26 protein-coding genes and 1 pseudogene are annotated in these 26,141 nt (G+C 42.3%); 15 read left to right on the plus strand and 12 right to left on the minus strand.

The features are described 5' to 3' along the window. Window positions 1-4: 4 nt before the first annotated feature. Both LC586_RS12845 and LC586_RS12850 read right to left on the minus strand, forming a co-directional pair. Window positions 5-244 carry a hypothetical protein gene (locus tag LC586_RS12845; RefSeq protein ID WP_229485086.1) on the minus strand — a complete coding sequence of 80 codons (240 nt, stop codon included), beginning with the start codon at window positions 242-244 and terminating at the stop codon, window positions 5-7. 11 nt (window positions 245-255) lie between these two features. Next, complete coding sequence (locus tag LC586_RS12850; RefSeq protein WP_229485088.1) at window positions 256-564, minus strand: phosphotransferase; 309 nt, start codon at window positions 562-564, stop codon at window positions 256-258. Window positions 565-858: 294 nt separating this feature from the next. Between LC586_RS12850 and ispG the strand changes: the two genes are divergently transcribed. Then, window positions 859-2,085 (plus strand): (E)-4-hydroxy-3-methylbut-2-enyl-diphosphate synthase, encoded by a 1,227-nt coding sequence (ispG, locus tag LC586_RS12855; protein WP_229485089.1) that lies wholly within the window; start codon window positions 859-861, stop codon window positions 2,083-2,085. Between the two features lie 304 nt (window positions 2,086-2,389). After that, window positions 2,390-3,673, plus strand: a complete 1,284-nt coding sequence (gene ctpC, locus LC586_RS12860; RefSeq protein WP_229485091.1) for a carboxyl-terminal processing protease CtpC — start codon at window positions 2,390-2,392, stop codon at window positions 3,671-3,673. A 117-nt stretch (window positions 3,674-3,790) separates the two neighbouring features. Here the strand turns inward: ctpC and LC586_RS12865 are convergent, their stop codons facing one another. Further along, a complete protein-coding gene (locus LC586_RS12865; protein ID WP_229485092.1) occupies window positions 3,791-3,976 on the minus strand; it encodes a DDE transposase family protein in 186 nt (61 codons plus the stop codon). Window positions 3,977-4,262: 286 nt separating this feature from the next. Here LC586_RS12865 and LC586_RS12870 point away from each other — a divergent pair, with 286 nt between their 5' ends. The 4 genes from LC586_RS12870 to LC586_RS12885 all read left to right on the plus strand — a co-directional run bounded on the left by LC586_RS12870 (window position 4,263) and on the right by LC586_RS12885 (window position 6,108). Continuing rightward, window positions 4,263-4,769 carry a DUF6174 domain-containing protein gene (locus LC586_RS12870; RefSeq protein ID WP_229485094.1) on the plus strand — a complete coding sequence of 169 codons (507 nt, stop codon included), beginning with the start codon at window positions 4,263-4,265 and terminating at the stop codon, window positions 4,767-4,769. Window positions 4,770-5,209: 440 nt separating this feature from the next. Then, a complete protein-coding gene (locus LC586_RS12875; RefSeq protein WP_229470660.1) occupies window positions 5,210-5,467 on the plus strand; it encodes a ribbon-helix-helix domain-containing protein in 258 nt (85 codons plus the stop codon). Then, the gene (locus LC586_RS12880; protein WP_229485100.1) at window positions 5,457-5,882 is read left to right on the plus strand and encodes a PIN domain-containing protein; all 426 of its coding nucleotides are present in this window, start codon (window positions 5,457-5,459) and stop codon (window positions 5,880-5,882) included. Before LC586_RS12875 ends, LC586_RS12880 begins: the two co-directional genes overlap by 11 nt. Window positions 5,883-5,931: 49 nt before the next feature. Further along, window positions 5,932-6,108, plus strand: coding sequence for a hypothetical protein (locus LC586_RS12885; RefSeq protein WP_229485102.1), 177 nt, complete (start codon window positions 5,932-5,934; stop codon window positions 6,106-6,108). 56 nt (window positions 6,109-6,164) lie between these two features. Here the strand turns inward: LC586_RS12885 and LC586_RS12890 are convergent, their stop codons facing one another. After that, complete coding sequence (locus LC586_RS12890; RefSeq protein ID WP_229485110.1) at window positions 6,165-8,213, minus strand: elongation factor G; 2,049 nt, start codon at window positions 8,211-8,213, stop codon at window positions 6,165-6,167. Window positions 8,214-8,477: 264 nt separating this feature from the next. On the opposite strand from LC586_RS12890, the gene LC586_RS12895 reads away from it, so the two are divergent. From LC586_RS12895 to LC586_RS12905, 3 genes are all read left to right on the plus strand, one after another. Then, complete coding sequence (locus tag LC586_RS12895) at window positions 8,478-9,401, plus strand: tetratricopeptide repeat protein (protein WP_229485124.1); 924 nt, start codon at window positions 8,478-8,480, stop codon at window positions 9,399-9,401. An 89-nt stretch (window positions 9,402-9,490) separates the two neighbouring features. After that, on the plus strand, window positions 9,491-10,039 hold the full coding sequence (locus LC586_RS12900) for a phosphate-starvation-inducible PsiE family protein (RefSeq protein ID WP_229485126.1): 549 nt from the start codon (window positions 9,491-9,493) through the stop codon (window positions 10,037-10,039). Between the two features lie 253 nt (window positions 10,040-10,292). Next, entirely contained in the window at window positions 10,293-10,538 is a 246-nt protein-coding gene (locus LC586_RS12905; RefSeq protein WP_229485133.1) for a hypothetical protein, read from the plus strand. Between the two features lie 95 nt (window positions 10,539-10,633). Here LC586_RS12905 and LC586_RS12910 read toward each other — a convergent pair whose 3' ends face one another. The 3 genes from LC586_RS12910 to trpS all read right to left on the minus strand — a co-directional run bounded on the left by LC586_RS12910 (window position 10,634) and on the right by trpS (window position 13,781). Then, on the minus strand, window positions 10,634-11,509 hold the full coding sequence (locus LC586_RS12910; RefSeq protein ID WP_229485135.1) for an Rpn family recombination-promoting nuclease/putative transposase: 876 nt from the start codon (window positions 11,507-11,509) through the stop codon (window positions 10,634-10,636). Between the two features lie 282 nt (window positions 11,510-11,791). Continuing rightward, complete coding sequence (locus LC586_RS12915) at window positions 11,792-12,712, minus strand: methylenetetrahydrofolate reductase (RefSeq protein WP_229485145.1); 921 nt, start codon at window positions 12,710-12,712, stop codon at window positions 11,792-11,794. 58 nt (window positions 12,713-12,770) lie between these two features. Next, window positions 12,771-13,781, minus strand: a complete 1,011-nt coding sequence (gene trpS / locus LC586_RS12920) for a tryptophan--tRNA ligase (RefSeq protein ID WP_229485147.1) — start codon at window positions 13,779-13,781, stop codon at window positions 12,771-12,773. 198 nt (window positions 13,782-13,979) lie between these two features. On the opposite strand from trpS, the gene LC586_RS12925 reads away from it, so the two are divergent. Further along, window positions 13,980-14,153 carry a hypothetical protein gene (locus tag LC586_RS12925; protein ID WP_229485149.1) on the plus strand — a complete coding sequence of 58 codons (174 nt, stop codon included), beginning with the start codon at window positions 13,980-13,982 and terminating at the stop codon, window positions 14,151-14,153. A gap of 533 nt (window positions 14,154-14,686) precedes the next feature. Beyond that, window positions 14,687-16,267 carry a B12-binding domain-containing radical SAM protein gene (locus tag LC586_RS12930; protein ID WP_229485160.1) on the plus strand — a complete coding sequence of 527 codons (1,581 nt, stop codon included), beginning with the start codon at window positions 14,687-14,689 and terminating at the stop codon, window positions 16,265-16,267. Window positions 16,268-16,357: 90 nt separating this feature from the next. Here the strand turns inward: LC586_RS12930 and LC586_RS12935 are convergent, their stop codons facing one another. Together LC586_RS12935 and LC586_RS12940 are read right to left on the minus strand one after the other, a co-directional pair. Further along, window positions 16,358-17,224 (minus strand): calcium-binding protein, encoded by an 867-nt coding sequence (locus LC586_RS12935; protein ID WP_229485162.1) that lies wholly within the window; start codon window positions 17,222-17,224, stop codon window positions 16,358-16,360. A 120-nt stretch (window positions 17,225-17,344) separates the two neighbouring features. Further along, the gene (locus LC586_RS12940; RefSeq protein WP_229485163.1) at window positions 17,345-18,607 is read right to left on the minus strand and encodes a glycosyltransferase family 4 protein; all 1,263 of its coding nucleotides are present in this window, start codon (window positions 18,605-18,607) and stop codon (window positions 17,345-17,347) included. A 151-nt stretch (window positions 18,608-18,758) separates the two neighbouring features. Between LC586_RS12940 and LC586_RS12945 the strand changes: the two are divergent. The 3 genes and pseudogenes from LC586_RS12945 to LC586_RS12955 all read left to right on the plus strand — a co-directional run. Next, window positions 18,759-19,190, plus strand: a pseudogene (locus LC586_RS12945) (DUF429 domain-containing protein); the annotation flags it as partial. 323 nt (window positions 19,191-19,513) lie between these two features. Continuing rightward, window positions 19,514-19,879, plus strand: a complete 366-nt coding sequence (locus LC586_RS12950) for a hypothetical protein (RefSeq protein ID WP_438822894.1) — start codon at window positions 19,514-19,516, stop codon at window positions 19,877-19,879. Between the two features lie 42 nt (window positions 19,880-19,921). Then, on the plus strand, window positions 19,922-20,389 hold the full coding sequence (locus LC586_RS12955; RefSeq protein ID WP_229485165.1) for a DUF29 domain-containing protein: 468 nt from the start codon (window positions 19,922-19,924) through the stop codon (window positions 20,387-20,389). A 352-nt stretch (window positions 20,390-20,741) separates the two neighbouring features. On the opposite strand, the gene LC586_RS12960 is transcribed toward LC586_RS12955, so the two are convergent. From LC586_RS12960 to LC586_RS12970, 3 genes are all read right to left on the minus strand, one after another. Next, window positions 20,742-20,879, minus strand: coding sequence for a hypothetical protein (locus tag LC586_RS12960; protein WP_229485177.1), 138 nt, complete (start codon window positions 20,877-20,879; stop codon window positions 20,742-20,744). A 105-nt stretch (window positions 20,880-20,984) separates the two neighbouring features. Continuing rightward, on the minus strand, window positions 20,985-23,549 hold the full coding sequence (gene glgP / locus LC586_RS12965) for an alpha-glucan family phosphorylase (RefSeq protein WP_229485179.1): 2,565 nt from the start codon (window positions 23,547-23,549) through the stop codon (window positions 20,985-20,987). 1,040 nt (window positions 23,550-24,589) lie between these two features. Further along, on the minus strand, window positions 24,590-24,913 hold the full coding sequence (locus tag LC586_RS12970) for a hypothetical protein (protein ID WP_229485180.1): 324 nt from the start codon (window positions 24,911-24,913) through the stop codon (window positions 24,590-24,592). Between the two features lie 570 nt (window positions 24,914-25,483). On the opposite strand from LC586_RS12970, the gene LC586_RS12975 reads away from it, so the two are divergent. Next, window positions 25,484-25,648 (plus strand): hypothetical protein, encoded by a 165-nt coding sequence (locus LC586_RS12975; RefSeq protein WP_157816823.1) that lies wholly within the window; start codon window positions 25,484-25,486, stop codon window positions 25,646-25,648. Window positions 25,649-26,141 lie beyond the last annotated feature (493 nt).

The raw sequence follows: 26,141 nt of genomic DNA on the forward strand, positions 1-26,141 counted from the left end.
TTATTTATTTTTGAAGATAATCGATATCATTTTTTCGATATTCGTAGATATGTTTAATTGCTCTCATTGACCAATCGAGCAAGTATTCGTTGTTTAATGCAGGACGGCTAAAACTGCTATTAAAATTGTCTAGTTTCTGATGAATTTTTGCCAGTACCTCTCCCAAGATATAACTTTGTTTGCTATCAAGCTTGTCATCAACTGCGTGCCCAGGTGCGTAGTTAAATACTGCTATATAGCGCACGCCTTCAGGTGCTAAAATGTTTGTAGTAAAGCTACCATTTTTTTTTTAGCAATAGGATATGCAACTGGCTGTTTTTGCTCATGCAAAAATACTAATAATTCCAGTTCAAAATCAATTTCTTCTTTATTCCTCCACCCACGCCGATAAACTCGCAAAATATAGTTTTCTCTCTCGGTTGTCACTAGGTAAGTATCGTTTAGACCTCGTTTGTATAACTTACAGCTATGAGGCTTGGGAATTGGATACTCACAGAGTACAGTAGTAATTAAAGCCGCACCATCAGGAATTGAGTGAATTACAGGTATTGCAGTTTGGGTCATAGAATTACGATGGTATTGGTAGTATTTATGACTCAGGAATAAAGTGATCGCTTCCTTAAGCTTTCCTGCTGAACGCTGGGCGATCGCTACTCAAGCTACTCAGTTAAAAGAATTTTTCAGCAATATATCTTTATAAATGAGCAAAACCTTTGAATTGCTTTTTATTTGTTTGCCTGTCTTTTTTTCTTTTTTTTCTATATTAATCGTTCAAAAAAGCCCTAGCTGTGGCAATCTGGGAAACAGAGATTTATCAAATCTGATATTTTAACGACAGCAAATTTACCTAATCAGGTTATGCAAACTCTGCCCATAGTAGATACTTCAAATACTACATCCAGTCAACCTACCTTTGATACAACTATCAAGCGGCGTAAAACCCGTCCTGTAAAGGTGGGAAATGTCACCATTGGCGGTGGCTACCCCGTTGTAGTGCAGTCAATGATTAACGAAGACACCCTTGATATTGATGGTTCCGTGGCTGGTATTCGTCGTCTGCACGAAATTGGCTGCGAAATTGTCCGTGTCACAGTGCCGAGTATGGCTCATGCTAAAGCTTTAGCAGAAATTAAACAAAAATTAATAAAAACTTACCAAGACGTGCCCATTGTGGCTGATGTCCATCACAACGGACTAAAAATCGCTCTGGAAGTCTCCAAGCACATAGAAAAAGTGCGGATTAATCCGGGGTTATATGTCTTTGAAAAGCCCAACGTCAATCGAACCGAGTATACTAAAGCCGAATTTGACGAAATTGGCGAAAAAATCCGCGAAACCTTAGAACCTCTAGTAGTTTCTTTGCGCGATCAAGGTAAATCGATGCGAATTGGGGTAAATCACGGTTCCCTCGCTGAAAGGATGCTATTTACCTACGGTGACACCCCAGAAGGCATGGTGGAATCTGCCATAGAATTCATTCGCATCTGTGAATCCTTGGATTTCCGCAACTTGGTAATTTCCATGAAAGCCTCACGAGTACCAGTGATGCTAGCCGCCTATCGTCTTATAGCCAAGCGCATGGATGAACTGGGTATGGATTATCCCCTACATTTAGGCGTTACGGAAGCAGGTGATGGCGAATACGGGCGAATTAAATCCACGGCTGGTATTGCTACCTTACTTGCTGATGGCATTGGCGATACAATTCGCGTCTCACTTACAGAAGCACCAGAAAAAGAAATTCCCGTCTGTTACAGCATTCTCCAAGCTTTGGGATTGCGAAAAACGATGGTGGAATACGTTGCTTGTCCTTCCTGTGGACGCACTTTGTTTAACCTAGAGGAAGTGCTGCACAAAGTTCGGGAAGCCACTAAACACTTAACTGGTCTTGATATAGCGGTTATGGGTTGTATTGTCAATGGCCCCGGAGAAATGGCGGATGCCGACTATGGTTATGTTGGCAAAACACCTGGTTACATTTCTTTGTATCGTGGCAGAGAGGAAATAAAAAAAGTCCCAGAAGATAAAGGTGTAGAGGAATTAATTAACCTGATTAAGGGAGATGAACGCTGGGTAGAACCGTAAGGGGTTAGGGGAGTGGGGAGTAGGGAGTAGGGAGTGGGGGATGAGGGAGCAGGGGTGAAGTTGCAGTAAGTATTTTCCTTCTGCCTCCTGTGCCCAATCCCGATTTTCGATTTTCGATTCCCGATTCCCCATTCCCCACTCCCCACTCCCCACTCCCAAAAATTTTGTATCTTTCAACCATCAAGTTCGTCTGATTGTCAAGTATTTTGTTTAAATTAAGGATACATACTCGGTCTGTACAGTGGTAGCCTGTGTTAGATTGAGCATACTGACTATATATTTTCCCTCTGACGCAGCTGTCATTATGGTGATTACAAAAAGTAGGCTTGTTTTGGGTGCTACGGCAGTGACACTCTCCACGATCGCTGTTACTAGCCTTGGCATTCATTCGCGAGGTCAGGCTTTATTTAAAGCAAGTCCCAAAGAATTAGTAGATGAAGTTTGGCAAATTGTTCAACGTCAATATGTAGACGGTACTTTTAATCAGGTAGATTGGCAGGCTGTTCGTAAGGAGTATTTAAGCAAGTCCTACAGTAATCCGCAGGAAGCGTATAAGTCCATTCGGGAAATGCTCAAAAAGCTAGAAGACCCATACACCCGGTTTATGGACCCAGCGGAATTCAAGAATATGCAAGTGGATACCTCTGGAGAATTGACAGGGATTGGGATCACGATCAGCCAGGATGAAAAAACCAAGCAATTGGTTGTAATTGCGCCAATCGAAGATACACCAGCTTTTAAAGCTGGTGTTTTGGCAAAAGATATCATCCTCAAAATCGACGGCAAAAATACCAAGGGGATGGATACTAATCAGGCAGTATCCCTAATCCGAGGTGAAGCAGGATCGAAAGTCAGCTTAACGATTCAGCGCAATGGTCAGACAAAACAGTTTGACATCAAAAGGGCGCGGATTGAAATTCATCCAGTTAAATTTTCCCAAAAGAAAACTCCAGCAGGTAATCTTGGCTACATTCGCCTGAACCAGTTCAGCGCCAATGCTGGTAAAGAAATGCAAACCGCTATCAAAGATTTAGAAAGCAAACGGGTAGCTGGATATATCCTTGATCTGCGTGGTAATCCAGGTGGCTTACTCTTCTCCAGTGTAGACATTGCCCGGATGTGGCTAAATAAAGGCACAATTGTTTCTACCATTGACCGCCAAGGTGAACGAGAGCGAGAAGTGGCAAACGGACGCGCTCTGACAAATAAACCGTTGGTAATATTAGTGGATAAAGGTTCAGCCAGTGCCAGCGAAATCCTTTCAGGAGCGTTGCAGGACAACAAACGTGCTACTTTGGTGGGAACTCAAACCTTTGGTAAGGGATTAGTGCAATCGGTACGTCCCCTAGAAGATGGCTCAGGATTAGCGGTGACAATTGCTAAATACCATACGCCCAATGATAGAGATATTAATAAGCATGGTATTGATCCAGATGTGAAAGTGGATTTGACAGATGCCCAGCGACAGGATTTGTGGCTCAACGAACGTGACAAACTCGCCACTCTAAAAGACCCTCAATTTGCTAAAGCAGTGGACGTGATAGGTAAAAAAATTGCTGCTCAGGGCGCAGCCACAGCAGAAAAATGAAGAGTTAAGAATAAAGTTAGGAGTGAATACTGAGGAGTTAGGAATAAAAACAATCATTGTGAACTCCTAACTCCTGTACAGACGCGATTAATCGCGTCTTTACTCCAAACTCCTAACTTAAACTGGTTGGCACTTTCCAGCCCTAATAAGTCCGACACGCCGAGCGATCGCTTCTTCTTGCGAACTAAAAGGCCCCCACTGTTCTATAATCTCTAGATTATCGTCTTCAGCTTTGTTGGTGGGGACAATTTTGCAGTTACCAGCAGAATGCTTGACAATATACCAAGTTTGTGAATCATTCATATTTGTTTTTTACAGTAAAGATTCTACGGCATAGAGAAAATATTTTCGCACGTATCCGATGCTTACGGTGGTTACTGAGCTTTGTCAAAGTGCGGGCTGCGCCAACGCATCGGATCTGATTTAGCTATAGACTACACTCACCAACCAGTTCCGTACAGTCATAAATTTGCTATTTGCCCTTGGCTACCCACTGATGAATTTTAATCAAAATATAAAGTGTACTTAAATAAGTAGATGAATTAATATATAATACATACATAATACTTTTGAAATTCAAGGGATTGATATGCGTTTACCTATTATTATCAGTGCCGGGTTATTGCTATCTTTCGGACTGAACCTACCAGTAATGTCCCAATCTCCCATAGAGATAGCACAATCGCCAACGAAAAATAACTTGAATTTAAGGCGATTAGAAAAGCGATTAGAATTTAATCGCCGTTTCTGGAATCAGCAAAATATTTCCAACTATAGTTATGAACTTAGCAATAGTTGCTTTTGTATAGGCGATGCTAGGGGGCCAGTAGTAATTGAAGTACGTAATGGTCAAACAACTTCCATCACTTCTGTAGCTACAGGTCAACCAGTTAATCCAGAATTCTTTCAAAATTACAACACAATTCCTAAGCTGTTTGATGTGATTCAAGATGCTATCAACCGTAAAGCCTTCAGTCTGAATGTGCGGTACAATGCTAGATTCGGCTATCCAACCCAAATTGATATCGATTACAACAGTCAGATAGCTGATGAAGAAAGATATCTTACAATTGAGAATTTTAAGGTAATTAAATAGCTGCCATTGCAACCAAAAAATTAGATATTAAGGCAATAGGTATGCTCACCTTCATGATTAGACCTCTTGCATAAATGCTTAAATTGTCATCTTGAACGGAGCGAAACATCGGGTGAAATTTTTCTCTCCCCTGCGTTCCGCTCAAAATGACACTAACGCCGTTTTAGTTTCTCCCAGTTTTAAAAGCTTCACCGCTCAAAAATTCCTCATTTATCAGTGACAGGATTTTATCTATAGGAATCCTATTTGAGTTTTGAACAAATTCCGTACATCTGAAGGGTGGTAAAATTTCACGCAAGTTAGCGGTTTACGAATCATTTTACAGATTAAATAAAGATTCCCGAATTCTGAGAGAAGTTGGAAATCTCAGCCTTGGAGCGATTGCACCTTACTAGCACGTAATGTATAATGTAATGTATACATTATGTAAAATTTAAATTGTGTCGAGTAAAATTCGTAAGCAAATTTATATTGAACCGCATCAAGAACATCTGCTAAAAGCGATCGCCCAACAAGCGGGTGTAAGTGAAGCAGAGATTATTCGCCAAGCTATTGACCTTCATCTTGGTGAAATAACTGCACCCCAAACCAATCTTGCAATGTGGGAAGCCGAAAGAGAATTTATTGATCAAATCAAAACTCGACCTGCTCAACTTGGAGGTCGGGACTGGCAGCGTGAAGACCTTTATGAACGGTAGGATTTTACTTGATACCAACATTCTCGTTTACATCTATGACCCACTGGATACAGTAAAACAGGAACGCGCGATCGCACTTACTGACCAATTGATTCGTTCTGGTAAGGCGGTAATTAGTACCCAAGTGTTGGGAGAGTTTTTTATGGCCACAACCCGGACTCGGCGTTCGCTTTTAACTCCTGCTGAGGCGCTAGTGCGAATGCGTAACTATTTAGCTGCTTGCCATGTCGTTGATATTACACGGCTCATCTCTTTAGAAGCAATTCGCGGTGTGGAAACCCATCACTTCGGGTTTTGGGACGCGCAAATTTGGGCAACGGCGCGACTCAACCAAATTGAAGAAGTTTATACTGAGGACTTCGCATCAGGTGCGACGGTTGAGGGCGTGCGGTTTACGAATCCTTTTATAGATTGAAAAAGATTCCCAACTTCTCTAACAAGTCGGGAATCTCAGCCTTGGAGCGATGCCTACGGTGGGCATTGCCTACGCTACTCTACATTTAGGACTTACGCATGAGTTACGGAATAACGAACCGCAGAGGCACAGAGAAGCCAGTGCGCCCTTGCGGTTAAGAGACTTGTTCGCGCAGCGTCTCCGACAGGAGAAGCAACTGGCGCGGCACGGAGAAATCAGAGTTTGAGAGATATTTTGCGTAAGTCCTACATTAATCCAAAATCCAAAATCTAAAATCCAAAATTACTTGCCGTTGCCGTTAGCACCATTACCATTGCTGTGAATAACGCGTTCGGCGAGTTTTTCTGGCACTTCTTGGAGATGGTCATATTCCCAATGGAAGGAACCAACGCCCAAGGTGAGCGATCGCAGCTCTACAATAAAGTTTTGCATCTCTGCTTGTGGCAAGTATGCAGAGATATTATCCCAGCCTTGCCAATCGTTTCTGCCTTCATAGCCTAAAATTTGCCCCCGTCTACCACTCAACAGTTGCAGCACTTTGGAAGTAAATTCGCTAGGTGTAGTCACTTCCACCCGCAAAATTGGTTCTAATAGAGTAGGTTCCGCTTGGGGTATTCCCGTTTGCATTGCCAATCGCGCAGCTTGTTTAAAGGCTTGTTCGGAACTATCAACGTTGTGATACGAACCATTAGTCAGAGTTACCGCTAAATCCACTATTGGGAAGCCCAAAGGCCCATGTGTCAGAAATTCCCGCACGCCCATTTCCACCCCAGGAATGTACTGCTTAGGAACCACGCCGCCGACAATAGTTTCATTAAAGTTGAAACCTGTACCCCGTGGTAGGGGTTTGATGTCGAGAAAAACATCACCAAACTGTCCGTGACCACCGCTTTGGTGCTTGTAGCGTCCATGAACTGAAGCCACCGTTTTGCGGATGGTTTCTTTGTAAGGCACTTGCGGTAAGTGGGTTGTCATCGGCAAGTTATATTTGCGGCGCAATCTGTCTAGGGCGACTTGTAAATGAATCTCGCCTTGACCCCACAAGATAACTTCGTGAGTATCGCCATGTTGTTCCCAAGCAAGTGAACAGTCTTCTTCTAATAACTTGGTGATGGCACCGCTAAGTTTGACTTCATCGTTGCGCTTTTCTGGGGTAATGGCGAGGGCATACACTGGTTCCAACTCTACAGCTTTGGGTAATTTTATTGCCGACTGCTGTTCTGTGGAGATTGTATCGCCTGTCTTGATTCCTTCTAAACGGCTCAATGCCACAATTTCACCAGCACTAACTTGGTTAACTGACTGCTGTTGTTGTCCCATGAGGCGGTAAATTCCACCAGTGCGAATGCCATTGAGGACAATGCCATCAGTTAATTTGCCCCGCCAAACACGCACGAGGGAAAGTTTGCCACCTTGGGGAGTGTAGTAAGTTTTTAATACCTGCGCTAGAGGTGTATCACCTTTTATGTTTTTTAAACGACGTTCTGCTGTGGTTTCTGGTTCGGGGGCTTCCCGTAGCAAGGCTTCTAATAGAGGTCTAACACCATAATCTTGTTCTGCCACACCAAAGAAAACGGGCACTACTAAATCTGCCCCTAATTCCATTTTTAAATCTTTGAGGATTTCCTCTTGAGGAGGTTCGATGTCTTCTAAAAGTTCTTCGAGTAAATGGTCGTCAAAATTTGCTAAGGCTTCGAGCATTTCTGCCCGCGCTGTATGTTCTTCTTCTTTTAAACTTTCCGGGAAGGGAATGGGGTCAGCAGGTGCGCCTGGATGATATTGATATGCCTGTTCACTCACCATATCAATAAAGCCGGTGAGTTGTTCCCCGTTCATGATCGGATATTGATGCGCTACCAAAGGACGGCTAGATACTGCTTTCAGGGCGTGTAAACTTTCCAGGACGTGAATATTTGCCCGATCCATTTTGTTGACGAAGACGAGGTGGGGAATTTCCCAATCGTCGAGGAATTTAAATAGAGGGGCGAGGGTGAGGACTCGTTCGCGGATGGGTTCGCAAACTACAATTGCCGCATCCACTCCGATTAAAGCATTGTACGTTTCTTGGGCAAATTCTACACTTCCCGGACAGTCAATAAAAGTAAAGCGAATGTCGTTATACTCAGTGCTAGCGGCGCTGACTTCTACACTCATGTGGCGATCGCGCGACTCGGCAGCACTATCTCCTACTGTATTGCTATCCTTTACACTCCCTTTGCGAGAAATTGCCCCTGTGACAAATAACAAGCTTTCTAGTAAAGTGGTTTTTCCACTTAAATAAGGCCCGACAATTGCAACATTCCGCGAACCCGATTTTACTTTTTCGTTCATAAAACCTCCCTTGCGGTAAGTTTTTCCTAACCGCATTATTCTGTATATATCAGGGATAAAAAATGATTCTCTGGAGTCAAACTTACCCCTTCTTTAATTTGTTATTATCCTCCCTTTAATCGAAAGTTAAAAAAATTGTAGCCTGTCGTAAGATTTAGCTTAAGAAAAGTTAACTATCACAAATTTTCATAGCAAAATAAAAACTTTTGTAAAAAACTTTTTATAAAGTAAATTTAACTGAAAGTGTTGCAAGTCAGAAAATCAATGGGATTATCATTCTTTAAATATCGCATAGCCGGGTTAGTAAGTTTGACTTTGATAGCTGTTAGTATTTCCTCCCCCTCTGTTTCTCTATCTGCTCCTGTCCCCTCAAAGCTGGCACAATCTAATGGTAAAACTGCTATAGACTGGTTAAACCAAGGCTTACAAGCAATTCAGGCAAGAAAGGTACAAGATGCGATCGCAGCCTTTAAACAAGCAACTCAATTAGATCCGGCATTAGCACCAGCACACTATAATTTAGGGTTAGCATTCCGACAAACGGGACAATTACAACCCTCTGCGGATGCATTTTATCGAGCAACGCAAGCCGATCCTAAGTTTGCTCCAGCTTTTGCTAATTTAGGTGGTGCGTTGTTAGAGGGGAATAATTTACAGTTAGCTAACGATTACTTGCAACGAGCGTTAGAACTTGATCCCAAACTAGGATTTGCCCACTATAACTTGGGGTTGGTACGAGAGCAGCAACGAGATTGTGAAAAAGCGATCGCATCTTTTAAAAAAGCCATAGAATATAGCAAAAATGCACCAGAGCCTCCTTATCATATAGGGATGTGTTATCTCCAACAAGGCAAACTCGATCAAGCCAGAGATGCCTTTAATCAGGCAGTAAAAATTAATCCGAAGTATCCAGAAGCTTACTATAATCTCGGCTCAATTTGGTTTCAGCAACGCAAATTACAAGAGGCATTAGAGGCTTTTAGAAAATCAGCTGAAGCTAACTCTAACTATCCCAACGCTTATTATGGTGCAGGGTTAGTTTTTATGCAGTTACAGCAATATGGGGATGCAGTGCAAGTATTGCAATTTGCTAGAGATTTATACAATGCTCAGAAGAATCCTCAGTGGGCGAAAAATGCCGAGCAATTGTTGCAACAAGCACAAAATTTAAATTACCAACCTCGCTGAGGCGCAAAAACTTAATATTGCATAACATAAAACTATTGGGTTGACTCGCTGGTGTTGTCTGAACTTGTCCCGATTGGAATGAAACGTACATGCAAAAGCGCCAGAAAAGTCGATTTTTATTTAGCGATCGCTGGCTTGATCGGCACTCAATTGTTCGCAACATGGAAGCCTTTCAAGACTTAATTGTGATCGTTTTATGCTTGGGTTTATTCGCCGTCATGCTAATCCAATTGTGGGGGATAGCTATCGCCCTCATGCAGCCACTAGACTATAAACATGTGACTGCAAAAATACTATTTGTGTTGATTTTAGTCGAGTTATTTCGACTATTAATGGTCTACTTGCAAGAACATAGTATCTCTGTGGGAGTGGCAGTTGAGGTAACAATTGTATCTCTACTGCGAGAAATAGTAGTTCACGGAGCGCTGGAAATGCATTGGGTTAATACGCTTGCAATTTGTGGTTTGTTGTTTGTTCTGGGTGGACTACTCGTAGTCTGTGCTAAGACGCCACACATGGATTGCATGAGTGCTAACACTAAGTTTTGCCCGATTGTCTATAGAGGAGGTAGGGAACGGCAAAATGAGTTGGAATTCCAGTATTCACGTCAATGTGATGAGAATCAACCGCTTGGATAAATTCTTATGAAATATGGGGAGTGGGGAGTTGGGGGATGAGGGGGATGAGGTAGAATTTTCTCCCTTGTCTGTCCTATCTCCTTCTATAGAGTAACGGCTATTAATTACGAATTACGAATTACGAATTACGAATTTATATAACCTACCCTCGTAAGGTACTTCCGACGTATTTAAATATACTCTTTTTGGAAGATGAATTGCTCTTTAAAGGTAAGTATAAAGTTAATTAGAAATTCTAAAAGAGGATCAAGCAATGGTTACAAATACAGGTAACGGACAGTCTCAACAAGCGATTAGCGACTTGGAGTATGATTTTGTCACCGTTTTGCACAACAAGGCTGAAGCCGTTAAAGCTTACGATACCTACATCAAAGATGCAGAACAAGTAGGTTCTCAGCCTTGTGTAGAGTTGTTCCAAAAATTGCGTCAATCTGATATTGAACACGCACAAGAGATTCGCCAACATCTACAACAAGTGCTGCAACACGGTAAGATGTAACCCAGGTTTTAAGTGCGATCGCTTCTGGTTTAGTGAAACTAAATATAAAAGAGGCGATCGCACTTGCTGATTACATTAAAGCCAAGCAGCGGCCACTATGATCTAGACTGATTCTCAGCTATTTGCTGTACTTGCGCCACCGTTAAATCGAGAGCCACCGCCACTTGTTCTACAGTCAATCCCAATGCCAACAACCGGGGAATAGCTTCTAACTTAGCCTCTTGGCGGCCTTCCTGGCGACCTTCCTGGCGACCTTCCTGGCGACCTTCCTGGCGACCTTCCTGGCGACCTTCCTGGCGACCTTCTTCTAAGCCGTCTTCCTTGATTGATTGATACATCCTTGTCTTTTTGAATTCGTCGTCTATACCCAACATTTCTGCTAACTCCTCTCGGCTTAACCGGGTAAATTTGTACAACAGAATAGTCTCTATCAATTCTACAATTTGCTTGGTGGTAGTTTCATCTGCCAGTTGTTGCTTTGCTTGTAAAATCAATTCTCTACCTTTGTCAACGGCTGTCTCTTCTCTTTCGATAATTAATTTAACGATCGCAACTTGAAGTGAGTTCTCACCTGTATCTAATTCATCTAGATAAATGCGTTGTACTTGTGAACTGTCTAACAGCAACTGATACGGTAGCCGATCATCCGGATCTAAACTTCGTTGTGGATAGATGACAACAGCACGCCAAAAATTGACTGATTCGTTTTGACGCAAATAAAGGAAGATTTCGGCAAAGAAGCGTCTATAAAAAGTTGAGTCTAATTGAAACTGAACTTCAACAAAGTAGAGGGGTTGGTTTGTGGTTTCACTTGTGGGGATAAATACTCCATCAATCCTAAAAGCAGTTTCTTTTAGTTCGATTGAAACAAATTGATATGCGTTGACATTGACAGTCGTATCGCCAATTATTGCAAAAAATATGCTAGGGAAAGTTTGAAATAAGCTATAAAATATTTTGTCAGTCTGCACCTGGATTTAGTCAAGCAAAAATTGGATATTAAAAGTTTATCAAGAATAGTGTATATACGTTTCTGACTTTTCACGGTATCTGGAAAACCTCTCTTCTATTTCTCTCTCCTAAAAGGAGAGAGACTTTGAATTTTCCCCCAACGCTAGCAGGGAAGGGGGTTAGGGGGTTAGGTCAATGGTTAGCTTTTCCACATAACCTGAATTGTCAGATATACGTCTGTTTCAGCATAAAAAAGCAGATGGTTAATCCCATCTGCTTTAATAAAAGATTAGTTATCTTATTTACTTGGATACCAACTGATTAACTGGAGCAACCCCAGCCAAATCTAGAATTGGCGCGATCGCATCTTCTCGCTTCACCGCCATCATGTGAACTCCTTGACACAATTGCCGCGCTATTTGCACTTGCTCTGCGGCAATTTTTATCCCTTCCTCAAAAGGATCTTTGGCTTTTGCTAATCTATCAATAATATGTTGGGGAATATTTACACCCGGAACACATCTATTAATAAACTGGGCATTTTTTGCCGATTTCAACAGGAAAATTCCTGCCAAAATTGGTTTTTTATAGCCAGAGGCAATGGTATCCATGAACTTTTCTAAGCGTTCAAAATCTGTAATTAACTGACTTTGAAAAAACTGCGCTCCGGCTTCGACTTTGCGTTCAAATCGACTTTGCAAACCCGACCAACTCTTACATTGCGGATCTACTGCTGCACCAACAAATAAATCTAACGCTCCATCAGTCAAAGGTTTTTCGTTGCAATCAACGCCTTGATTCATCTTCCGAATCAGTTGCAGCAGTCGCACCGCTTCCAAGTCAAACACTGCTTTAGCATCTGGATGATCGCCTGCTTTTACTGGGTCGCCAGTCAAAGCTAAAATGTTATTTACGCCCAAAGCATGAGCGCCCATCAGGTCAGCTTGTAAACCAATGCGGTTGCGATCGCGGCAAGCAATTTGACAAATCGGCTCTATACCGTTTTGTGACAAAATCACCGACGCCATTAACGAAGACATCCGTAACACTGCGCGGCTACCATCAGTAACATTGACAGCATGAACCCTTCCCTTAAGAGTCGCCGCCATTTGAATCATGTGCGCTGGATCTCCCCCTTTCGGCGGTGCTACCTCGGCAGTAACTAGAAATTCACCTGCTTGTACAGCTCTCTGGAAGGCTGTGGGGCTATGGGTGTGATGCATAAAATTAATAATTTCAATTTCTTAAATGGTATAGCCAATCACACCGAAACGGGAAAACTTATAGAGGAAGAGAATAGCCTAAAGCAGTTTTTACTTGTGATAAAGTTTGATTTGCGATCGCTCTAGCTTTTTCCCCTCCATCTCGCAACACAGACTCCAAATAGCCTTTATCCGCCGTTATTGACTGATATTTTTCTTGGATTGGTTTTAGAGACTCAATAATTGTGTCCGTCAACAATGGCTTGAATTGTCCCCAGCCCATATCCTGACACTCAACTGCTACATCTTCCTTCGCTTTACCAGACAGCAATGTATACAGCGTTAACAAGTTATTACACTCTGGACGCGCTGGATCATCGAAAGTCAGCCCACGGATGGGATCAGTTTTACAACGCTTAATCTTGTATTGAATCTGTTCTGGTAAATCTAGCAAACTGATTCGGCTTAACTCCGAAGGATCAGACTTCGACATTTTGCGTGTACCGTCGGCTAAACTCATCACCCTTGCCCCTTCCTTACGAATCAAAGGGTCTGGTAACTTCAGAACTGGTTGATCTGGTTTACCAAATTGATGATTTAACCGAGCTGCAATATCCCGTGTCAATTCCAAGTGTTGCTTTTGGTCTTCACCCACTGGCACTTTATCGGCTTGGTAAAGCAAAATATCAGCTGCCATCAGCACAGGGTAATCTAATAAGCCTGCACTCACATTTTCTCCCTGTTTAACAGCCTTTTCCTTAAACTGGATCATGTCTTGCAGCCAGTTTAGAGGTGTAATGCAGTTGAGCAACCAGGTGAGTTCACTGTGGGCCGAAACGTGGGATTGTACAAAGATGGTAGAGTGATTTAAATCAAGACCACAAGCTAGATAGAGAGCAGCAAGGGTGTAGGTATCAGCTGCCAATTGTTTTGGCTCGTGTGGCACTGTAATCGCGTGCAAATCAGCCACAAAGACGTAATTTTCGTATTCGCTCTGACCTTCTACCCAGTTGCGAATGGCTCCCAAATAGTTACCTAGATGGTAATTGCCCGTTGGTTGAACTCCAGAAAGAACACGTTGCTTGCCCATAAATTTCAACTTAGTTATCTCAAATCCGCGCTAGTAAAGTGGCGATGTCTGGTGACAAGTCGCAACTCTTGGAGACGCACTCGCGTTTGCGCCTACGCAAAACTCATTTAATTTTGACATTTTCCAGGGCAACTCGCCGTTGCGCGATTAGATATTTAAGCTGTTATACAAAAATTTTAATAAAGGGTGGGTTAATTTTTGCAGGTCGAAACAATCGCATTGTTCGTCGAAACAATCGCATTGTCAGTCGAAACAATGGCATTGTCAATCGAAACAATCGCATTGTTAGCCGAAACAATCGCATTGTCAGTCGAAACAATCGCATTGTCAGTCGAAACAATCGCATTGTTAGCCGATGCATTGGCATTGTAAGCCGATGCATTGGCATTGCAAGAGGTTGCCTTTACATAGCACGGCAATACAAATGGGCGTTGCAGAACAGTGGGATGAATTGGGGCAAGCTTTTAAGGCAAGGGATGCTGGCGTTGCAGGGGAGGAATTTTGGAACTTGTTATAATCATCCCGCTTTCTCTGCAACCCCTACAAATGATATGGCAGTTGTTCGCTCCACAAATTCGCCATTAGGTTTTAACGCGGTGTGCAACTTTCCCTCAAACCTAACCCCCAACCCCTTCCCTAAGAGGGAAGGGGAGCAAGACTTAAAGCCTCTCTCCGCTTCGGGGAGAGGAATGGAAGTGGGGTTTTAAGAATAAGTTGCACATCGCGTGTTTTATTACAACGCCACTAAAAAATCACCTTTGCCGATGCAAATGTCTATCTAAAGACAGATGGAGAAAGAATAGGGGTAGTGGGATCGTAGCATCATCTCTGCAATCTGCATCCAAAATACGGATTTATCAAAAGTAAAAATTTTTCAAACAAAATTTAATTAGAGGGCTACAGCAATGAAAGTACTCTTACTTTACCCCCGCTTTCCCAAAACGTTTTGGTCTTACGACGAATTCATGAAGATAGCGGGGCTTAAGGCATTTATTCCACCGCTAGGAATTCTGACTGTTGCGGCTATGCTACCAGCAGACTGGCAAGTTCGGTTTTATGACCGCAATGTTAACCAAGAAACGGATGCTGATTGGCAATGGTGCGACATCGTGATTCTTTCTGCGATGCTTGCACAAAAAGAAGACTTTCTCGCCCAAATTCACAAAGCAGCGCAACTGGGGAAAAAAGTTGCTGTGGGTGGGCCTTATCCAACCTCAGTGCCAGAACCTGCACAAAAAGCAGGAGCTAACTACTTGATTTTAGATGAAGGGGAGATTACAGTTCCACAGTTTTTAGATGCGATCGCCAAAGGTGAAGAACAAGGAAGCTTTCGCGCCCTTGAAAAACCAGATGTAACCCAAAGCCCCATCCCTCGCTTTGATTTACTCAAACGAGATGATTACTTAATGATGGCAATCCAGTTTTCTCGCGGTTGTCCTTTTGAATGCGAATTCTGTGACATCATTAATCTATACGGTCGCAAACCACGTACCAAAGAACCTAGTCAAACCCTAGCAGAACTCCAAACCCTCTATGACTTAGGCTGGCGCGGATCTCTGTTCGTAGTGGATGATAACTTCATAGGCAATAAGCGCAATGTGAAACGCCTCTTACAAGAATTAATCCCCTGGATGCAGGAACGCAATTATCCCTTTACCTTCTTGACTGAAGCTTCCGTCAATCTTGCAGAAGATACTGAGCTATTAGAATTAATGGTTAAAGCTGGTTTCTACGCAGTCTTTTTGGGTATTGAAACACCAGATCAAGACAGCCTACAAGTCACTCGCAAGTTTCAGAATACCCGTAATCCCCTCTTAGAAGCCTGTCGTACTATCAATAAAGCTGGATTACTCATCTATGCAGGATTTATCATTGGTTTTGATGGAGAAAAAACTGGCGCTGGGGAGCGGATTCAAGCTTTTATTGAAGAAACCAGCATTCCTCAACCGATGCTAGGTATACTGCAAGCCCTTCCTAATACTGCCCTCTGGGAAAGACTAAAACGAGAGGAACGATTATTAGAAGGATTTGGAGGTTTAGAGGTAGGGGATCAGAATTCCTTAATGAATTTTGTTCCTACCCGGCCGATGGCTGAAGTTGCTAAAGAATATTTAGAGGCAATTTGGAGAATGTACGAACCCAAAAACTATCTCCGACGTTGTTTTGAACAATGCCTCAAGATTACACCTAATCCCCAATTACAGCAGACGATGTATTTTCCTCCTGGCAAAGGACTGCGACTACTTGCACATTTGCTCTGGCGTCAAGGTTGGCAACGGCAGGAAATTCGGGGTCAATTTTGGCAACAACTTTGGGCTATTCTCCGCACCAAGCCGCAATTTGTGAATATGTATTTGGGTTTATGTGCTGCTGGCGAGCATTTTTGGGAATACCGCCTTTTAGCCAGAGAGCGCATTACTGAGCAGTTAGGATTTGATCCGCTAACCACGCCTACCCCTGTTGAAAAACCATTAGTCTCAATTTAAGATTAGTTGATTGTGGAGCGATCGCTAATGTGTTTTATAAATAGCGATCGCATTAATTTTGCTCACAAAAACCAAACTCTTAAATTCGATTTACCTTTCTGCCAAACCTACCTGTCCTCCAATTAGCCCCAAAAATCCTGTTCCAAAGTGCTGAATCTCCAAAAAACTTGCTTGCTCTGGTGAAGTTTTGTAAATCCGAAATGTCTTCATAATTCCCAAGGTTGCAGCGCTTTCTAGAGGCCCAACAAAGCTAATATCCCGGTCAAGAAAATAAGTTTGATTAGCCCAATGAGCCATCTGATTTGCATTCAAAAAATAGCAGCCTGCATGGGGATTGAGGGCACGACAAAAGGTAATTGGTGCATTCAGAATTGTACCCTTGAGTTCCGGTTGCTCCTGCACATTTTGAAAGGGAGCAGTTACTCGCAAAGCCAAATCCCCATCAATATAAGCTTTATGAACCAACGCATAAGGGGAGATTTCATAACGATTTGGCTGGAGCAAATTTAAATCACCTGCTTGTTGGGTAAACCAATTTAATTTTATAAAAAACCAAGGGTCATGGATAATTAGGTCATCTTCTAAGAAGCAGTAGTAATCATATTGACCGAGACAACTTTGCAGAACAGCTTGGCACTCAAAGCCCAAAAGCAGAGGTTCTACATTAGTAGAATGATGCTTATATAAATGGGATGGTAAGGAAAGCTGATTCAAAAGATGATTATCTTTGGTTGTACAAATAACAATATCTAGCTCGTGCGACTGCGGCTGGTTAGCGGGAAAAGCTATTCGTTGAGCAATGTTAATGATACTTTGAGATTTACCAAATAATTGGTGTAAGGCGGTAAGGCTATTAGTTAACGCCTGCAAGCGGGGTTGCGGGTCTTTGCGTTGGGAAGCATGACGACCCTCACCGCTTGGTTTGAAAAAATGGGCAATGGTAAAAAGAATTCGCATTTTAAATATCGTTTTTTATTTCTCTGTCCTTTGTCCTTTGTTGGTTGTAACTAATGACCAATGACCAATGACTAATAACTAATGACTAATGACTAATGACCAATGACCAATGACTAATGACTAATGACTTTTGCCAAATCCTTTAGAAACTGAGCGCTTTTTCAAACTATCAGAACTTTTACCAGCGAACATCCATTGCAAATGCTGTGGTAACAGTTTCGCCAAATCATAACGCTTTAGAATTGTCTCTCGCGCATTCGCACGAATTGCTTGCATCTCCTGAGGATGATTCAGCGCCTCTTCAACCCTATTAGCAATATTATGGGGAGAAAAGAAATCTACCAGCAGTCCATTCACCCCATCCTGTACGACTTCCAATACTGGCGGAGTCTTAGAGGCTACTAGTAAACATCCTGCTGCCATTACTTCTAACATTGACCAGGATAAAACAAAAGGACGAGTTAAATAAACATGAGCAGAAGAAGCTTGCAAAACCTGAAGATACTCATTGTAAGGAAGCCTATCTGTAAAGTGCAGCCTCGATAAATCCAAAGATAATTTTTCCAACATTAATTGTTTATAAGTCTTACCATCAGGAAGATTCTTCCCATAAGCCACCCTATCTTCTCCCACAACTACCACATGGCACTTAGGTCTTCGCTGCTGAAGTAGCGCTACCGTTTCCATAAACTGCGGAAAACCTCTATAAGGTTCCATCCCGCGTCCCACATAAGTTACCAACTCTTCCACATGGGAAAGGTCGAGATTTATTCTTGGTAAAATTAACTTTGCGCCTGGTTTGGGAGCAAAATATTTGGTATCAACACCATCATGAATTACAGTGAGTTTGCTATGATATTCTTTGGGAAACTGCTGACGCTGCCAATTCGTTGGAGAAAGACCGCGATCGCAGCTATATAAATCAGTCAAAATCGGCGTATTTTTCACCCTGATGCGGCATTCATCATCAGCATTCAGTGGTTCACTGGGATCAAAATCTGCATCCGAGCCGTGAGCATGGTAAAACCACTCGAAATAACACAATAATTCTGCTTTGGGGAAAATATCTTTCATAAACAAAGTCGGCCCCCAACCAGAATGGCCATAGACTATATCTGGAACGAAACCCTCAGCTTTTAATTTTTCTGACACGCGATAGACAGCCTGCCCTGTGAGAACAGCATTTTCCAGGTTGCGAACGTAATGGTGAGTTTGGGGAGCAGCTTCACGAGAAGGAGTGTAAATAGCTTTAAAAACACCAGGTATTTCGCCTTCACGACGATTTGTCCCAAAGACGACTTGGTAATTAGGATCTTTACCTAAAACCGTCGCTAGATTGCGAAATTGCGAGGGGAAATTAGGATGTAAAAATAAAACTTTCATGGGAATAATCTTGATTAATTTATCGCCAGATAAAATAAATTAAGACAAGCTGTTTAAGATTATAAGATTATTTCTCACAATTTTTAGCAAGTAAATTTAGGTGAATCGTTGCCGCGAAATGCGAAAATAATCGCCAATTCGTGTTATAACCATAAAATTTATTGGCATTGATTTAGGCTGGAAATCTCAACCAAGTGGACTATGCTGCTTAGAATGGATAGATGGACAACTGCAACTACTTGATCTAGACCGTAAAGAAGCCATTGCAGACATCCTCACCTGGATTGATCAGAGCGTACAACCAGACGAACCAGCCATCATCGCCGTAGATGCGCCTACCCTCATACCCAACGTCACCGGAAGCCGCCTCCCCGACAAACTCAGCCACAAATACTTTGGTAAATATCATGCAGGATGCTACCCAGCTAATCAAAACCTACCCTTCGCCGATCGCACCATCAACTTTGGCTTAGAATTAGAATCACGCGGTTTTGCACACGCACCCACCATTGAACCGCAAAAACTCAGTAGATATCAAATAGAAGTCTTTCCCCACCCAGCAATCGTTAACCTATTCAACTTAGTACAGTTTTGCGTAAGAGCGTAGCGTTTCCAATGCAGGGGAACGCATTGGCATTGCATTGAGATGCATTAACAATGCAAGCCGACGCATTAACAAGGCCGCCGACGCATTAACAAGGCCGCCGATGCATTAACAATGCAAGCCGACGCATTAACAAGGCCGCCGACGCATTAACAAGGCCGCCGATGCATTAACAAGGCCGCCGATGCATTAACAATGCAAGCCGATGCATTAACAAGGCCGCCGACGCATTAACAAGGCCGCTGACGCATTCATTGCCATTGCAGGGTATTGCCAAATTTAATTCGCTACGAATTAATGAAATGCTGTACTTAGAACGCATCCTCAAATACAAAAAAGGACACCTCAGCGATCGCCGCCTAGAACTAACCAAACTCCAAAATTATCTTCTTGATATCCTCCCCTCCTTCTCTCCTCCTCTGCGCCCTCTGCGCCTCTGCGGTAGCCTACGGCAAGCCGCTGGTGCGTCTACGTTTCTTCTTGAAATCTCCACCACAGGCGCAGCCCTCAAAGCAACCGAAGATAAACTAGATAGCTTAATTTGCGCCTATGTTGCCGCTTATTGGTGGTATTGGGGAGAACAACGTAATCTCGTATTAGGCGATGTCTACGACGGGCTATTCGGCGTCGCACCACTGGCTACATTGTCATCCCTCAAAGAATGTTAGCCTAAAATTGTAATCTCGTAAGATTTAACTCAAAGAGGTTTTATGCAAGGAGTTAGTTCTAACTTGAGTTTAAAAGAGCTTTATGAAATTGATGATCATCTCTGGTTAGAGGAAACAATCAAACTATTGAAAGCTAACCATTTAGAAGAATTAGATTTAGAAAATTTAATAGAGGAGCTAGAAGATTTGGGTCGTAGAGACAAAGCCAAGGTTGCTAGTTTATTAGAACAAATTATTAGACATTTTTTATTGCTGCAATATTGGACAGAAGAATATCAATATAATTCTGGACATTGGAAAGCAGAAATTAGAAGTTTTAGGAATCAATTAAAACGTCATTTGACAACGAATTTATATCAATACTTAGAAAAGGAATTAGCATCAATTTATGATGATGCTTTAGGATATGTAATTGATAAAACTGAAGGCAAACTAGATAACTTACCTCAATCTTGTACTTACACCTTAGAAGAGCTACTAGATATTAATTATCTACCTAAAAATGTTTGATATAAAAGGCGTTGCTAAACTTAAATCAGCATTATATCACCAGGTGTAGGGGCAAGTCTTTGCCCATAGGTGTCAACTTAACGTGAAACCCTTGTAAAGACGTGATATTGAGTTCACTCACTTACCCATCACTCGACGCGTCACCCCACCCCAGTTTTGTCTAAAGCCAAAACTTCCCCTCCCCGCTCTTCGGGAGGGGATTAAGGGGAGCCAGTGCGGTCTTGGGGTTCACCTGCGTGGAGCCGGATAGCGTGTGGGGTAAAATGACTGTGGAATGAAGCTCTCTGACTTAAGTTGACACCAATGGGCAAAGACTTGCCCCTACGGGTGTACCTCACGTAAACTAGAACCGCTATATATCCTGTCCTCTTCGTGAGGTCATTTTACGAGGCGTTCCGACTCTGGTTGTCGCAAAGTCAAAATAACGATCAACGACTTCCTCTCCTGCATCAATTTTCTCCTTAAGTTCTTTAATAGAAATATTGTTCATAGATTTCTCTCCCGTCTCGTACTTTTCCAATAAGTAAATAAAAGGCGTTGCTAAACTTAAATCAGCAACGCCTAATCTTGAGTATTCAACAATTACTCAGCACTCTTATTCTGCCCAAGCAATCAACCTTGGTTCATAGGGATTAGCCAGGTTTTTATTTTTCGGCAATACACGCAAAGACAAGCCTTGCAAACCAGAAGCGGTATAGGTGATATTACCCGTGTAAATACTCAATTGCTGTGCATCTTCACCTTGATAATCCATCACCACTGGTACAGCGTTGACAATATCACCATTGGCATCGATCGCACCTTGATATAACTCCACCTGCACATCATCATTCTTCAAAGTTGCTAAGTCAACCTTGGCTTTGACAGCAACGGTTTGGTTAACCTCAATGTCTGAAGCTGCCGATACGTCAATATCTTTGATTCTGATGTTGAACCAGTGTTCTCTCAGTTTTTCTTTCCAAGCAGCTAATTCTTTAGCTGGGGCATAGTTATCAACTGTCAGGGTATGATAGCGATCGCTAGCCGGGAAATAAGCTCGCCCGGCATATTCTCCTACCATCCGCGCTGTATTAAAGAAGGGACAATTCAGGCGAATTGCATCCTTCATTTTGGCAACCCACGGACGGGGTAAGCCATCACTATCCCGATGTTCATAAAATAACGGTACAACTTCCTTCTCTAACAATTCGTAGAGAGCATTTGCTTCTACTTCATCCTGGTAGTTGGGATCGTCGTAATTCTCTCCATGTCCAATTGCCCAGCCTGTGCGGACGTAATCAGCTTCATCCCACCAGCCATCTAGTACACTTAAATTAGGCAATCCATTCATTGCTGCTTTCATACCACTGGTACCAGAGGCTTCCCGTGGACGACGCGGTGTATTTAACCAAATATCGCAACCCGCAACCATCAACCGGGATATGTGAATGTCGTAATTGGGAACAAACACTACCTGTTTTTCTAAATGTTGTTCGCGGATAAAGTGATTGATCTCGCGGATGAGTTCTTTACCGGGAATATCCTTGGGATGTGCCTTACCAGCAATCACAAATTGCACTTTCCGGTCTTTGTTAGCTAGTAAAAGCCGCTTAATGCGATCCAAATCACGCATCCAGAGGGTAGCGCGTTTGTAGGTGGCAAACCTACGGGCAAAGCCAATGGTGAAAGCGTAAGGATCTAAAACTTCTTGTGCCTGGATAATTTCGGAAGCCGAAGCGCCGCGATCAGTTAAATGCTTGACCAAATGCTCCCGCACATACAAAATCATATCCAAGCGGCAGCGTTCGTGATTGCGCCACAATTCCTCATCGGGTATGGCGTCCATCCGCTCCCACAATGGGCTATCTGGTGGTGCTGATGACCAGTTTGGCCCTAAGTAGCGATCGTATAACTCTTGAGTAGATTTCGCAACACAACTCCGAGCATGGACACCATTAGTAATTGCTGCGATCGGCACTTCTTCTACTGGCACATTCTGCCACAAACCCTTGAACATTTGCCGCGACACCACACCATGCAGTTGGGCGACACCGTTAGAAAATGTTGCCATCTTCAGCGCCAGCACCGCCATACTGAAAGGCCCAGATAAATCGCCTGTATTCTCGCGCCCCAGTCCTAAAAATTGCTCTTTGGGCAACCCAAATATTTCTGCATAGTACCCCAAGTAGTACAGCATTTTGTCGGGAGCGAACAAGTCAATCCCTGCTGGTACTGGCGTGTGGGTAGTAAAGATATTACTAGAAGCCACCACCTGTTTAGCTTGGGGATAATTCAGTCCCTCTTCTTGAATCAGCAAGCGGATGCGTTCTAGGGCAGAGAAGGCGGCGTGGCCTTCATTCATGTGGTAAGCGGTGACTTTCAGCCCCAAAGCTTTGAGCATTTGCACACCACCGATCCCCAGCATGATTTCCTGGTGGATACGCATATCGATGTCGCCACCGTACAGCTGGTCTGTAATGTCGTGGTCGTAAGTGTTGTTGGGTTCAATGTTGGTGTCCATCAAATACAGGGGCACCGTTCCTACCTGTACGCGCCAAACTCTGGCATACACCTTGCGTCCTGGATAATCTACCGCAATCCGCAATTCTGAACCATCAGGATTGCGCTCTAGATGCAAGGGCATATTGTAGAAATCGTTGAGCAGGTAGCGTTCTTGCTGCCAGCCATCGGCATTGAGATACTGGGCAAAGTAGCCTTGCTGATACAGTAAACCTACGCCCACAAGCGGTAGCCCCAAGTCACTGGCAGATTTGAGGTGATCCCCCGCCAGAACACCCAAGCCCCCAGAATAGACGGGCAAACAATCTACAAGTCCAAATTCCGCCGAAAAATAGGCGTAACATTCCTTTGGTTTCTGCTCTCGTTGTTTCTGATACCAAGTGCGCTCTTGCAAATAATCGTCTAACTGACGGTTAGCTCGATCCATTTGTGCTAGGAAGCCTTCATCTTCGACAACTTCCAGAAGCCGCGATTGAGAGATAGTACCCAGCATCAACACCGGATTATGATGGCTAGACTCCCATAGGTCAGAGTCTAAGCGACGAAATAAATCTTTAGTGTCAACGTTCCAATCCCAGTGCAAGTTATATGCCAGCCGCCGTAGTGGTTCGAGTCGCGGCGGTAGTGAAGGGGATACGTTAAATGTACGAATTGGCTGCATAGGTTGGCAAAACTCCAAGTTTAGCTATGGTTATTGTTTACTCTCTTTACCAATGTTGCCAATTCTTTATACAGTAGTTTGTGAAAAAGCGATGACTTTGTTAAGCATTGAGAATCTTTTTAACCTAGTTGCTAAAGTTTACACTAAGGTGTTTCTAATTCTATGCCTTACCTTCAGCCATGTACTTGGTATATTAAAATTTAATCATTTACTGTCATGTATCACTTAAAAAAATTTAGTTTAGAATAAATAATTTATATTTATTTTAGAATTGATTCCGGGGATCAATCTTAGTCCTTGGCTGTGGGTGAAAATTAATCATACCTGCGTCAAGGAACAGTTAAAATTTTAATTATTTTTTAATAAAATTGCCCTAGCGTAGAGGCAGTGTCAGAGAAAAGAGTTAACTTAACTTAAATCTTGCACCAATCTCAAAAACCGCCATAGGTTAGAAACCTATGGCTAATAGCGAAAGTCCTTTTCAGAGGACTCAACTTTATTGATGGTATGGATTTTAGTCCACTTAAGTGGACTTTCGCTATGAGCCAGAGAATAAATTCTCTGGCGGAAGATTGGGGAAGTGCAATATCTGATACCAATTCACGAAAATCCTGATACATATAGATTTATCGTAGGGGCATGGCAAAGACCATAGGTGTCAACTTAAGCTAAAAATCGCTTATCTGTTGGCTTCCACGCCCGCCCAGAAATGAATTTCTTTGGCTTTTAGCTAAAGTCTACTCAAGTAGACTAAAGATTTTTGAATATATTTAGTCATCTTCAGATGACTTTCGCTATTAGCAAGGAACTTCAGTTCCTTGCGGGACATAGCTTTGACGTTAAGTTGACACCAATGGGCAAAGACAAGCCCCTACCAGCGTATTTGTATCATTATTAAAGTGAAATGGTATGAGTTAAGTAAAAACCATACCAAGCAGTTAACTAGGAAAAGCGATGCCTGCGGCGGGCTACGCCTATGCTAACTACTTAGTATAAAAGTTGAATACTAAACCAGCAAAAGAACTTAGTAAGGTGTTATTTTACGCGCCTAGTGAAGGCTGATCTTTGGTATTTTTTGTCATTGACAAAGCTACAGCTGCTGCATAAGCAATCTCGGCTGCCATTTGATAAGCAAGTTTGATACTAGATGAAGCGTCCTTGGCTTTAGGAGAGAGAGAAGCTTTTTTTCGGCGCGACTCAAGTTTTACATCACCCGCCGCAATAGCTCGCTGTAAAATGATCCAGGCATCTAGGTCTTCTGAGTCATAATTACTTTGAAGTTGCGATCGCAGTTGATCTTCGGCTACAACACTTAGATAGCCGATATTTAGAGCTTCTTGGGCAATTTCTTTAATTAAAGCCATAATTTGAACCAAGTGTGTGAGTTAAAACCGATACTTCAATCTGGGCATTTGATGTTTTTTCTGGACTTCTCCTGGAAACTAAGCTACTTTTAGCTTTCTTTCAATAAAATTTATAATGAGTAGTGCCAAGCACGCATCACCCGCTTGGCTCACCCGAATGGGTGATTTACAAATTTTTATATATCAGTAATAGGGAAGAGGAAAATTTTTAGCTTTTTAACGAAGAGGGTGTCATAAGTATAGTAGATATCATTCTCAGTTAACACAAAAAAATAAAATTACTTGGACAAGCAACGGTAGAAATATAGACATAAATGGTAATTAATCGCTTAGAGCATTTTTAAAGTTACCGCTTTCAATAATTTTTCTCTAAGTGTATAAAATTAATTTAGAGTAGCGTAGGCTTTGCCCGCCGTAGGCATCACTTTAGTAAAAAAGTTAACTAATCTCACCATTATGATCAACAAGCAACTTGGAAATCAACTTATTTAATAAGAGTGTTCCACTAAAAATAAAATGTGCTATCGTTAAAAACAATTGTTATTAAAAGCCATTTATGTAATTAAAAACATGAATTGGTTAGTCTATAAATCATCCGTGTGCAACATGATTGGAGCAGCATACTCTAGAAATTCGTTGCAAGAAAGCCGTCATAGCAGTCGGGGAAGCGCTTACTTGTTTGCACCGATGGTTAACTTCAATGTGATGGCTGATGTGGGAGATAATCCACCCTAGTTGGGTTTTATTTGGGCAAAAATACCCATAAAAATCCAACAATAATTACATTGTCATGCTAGGCAGAAATTTTATCTAATTTTTGAATATAGTCTAGTTAAATGTATTTTTTGTTGCAAAATAGCTTGTGGAACTAAGTTGTTTCAAAAGACTAAAACCGCCTGAGAAAAATTAGCCTCAAGGCAAACAACTTTATCCCTATTTGCGTAACAAGCTTTGCAAATTTGCCAGAGAACCGAAACAGTAGCCTATCTAAACCAGCAAATTTCCCCATCAGACAATTTAAGAGTCTGAGGTTTGACTCTGCAATGCACTGAAATTGTTTTGTTAATTGTTATGGTGAAAAAGAAGCCAAATTTTTACGTACATATAGTAGAAAAGCTTCTAACGACTTAACGCAATTGTGCATATCAATTGGGTGATTATACACATCTACAGCAGATTTCAAGTTGGTGAGGTACACAAGCTAAGTCTGTTACCCAGGTATAAAGGG

This window comes from Nostoc favosum CHAB5714 (assembly GCF_020829495.1).
In the GTDB taxonomy this organism is placed as follows: Bacteria; Cyanobacteriota; Cyanobacteriia; order Cyanobacteriales; family Nostocaceae; genus Nostoc; species Nostoc favosum.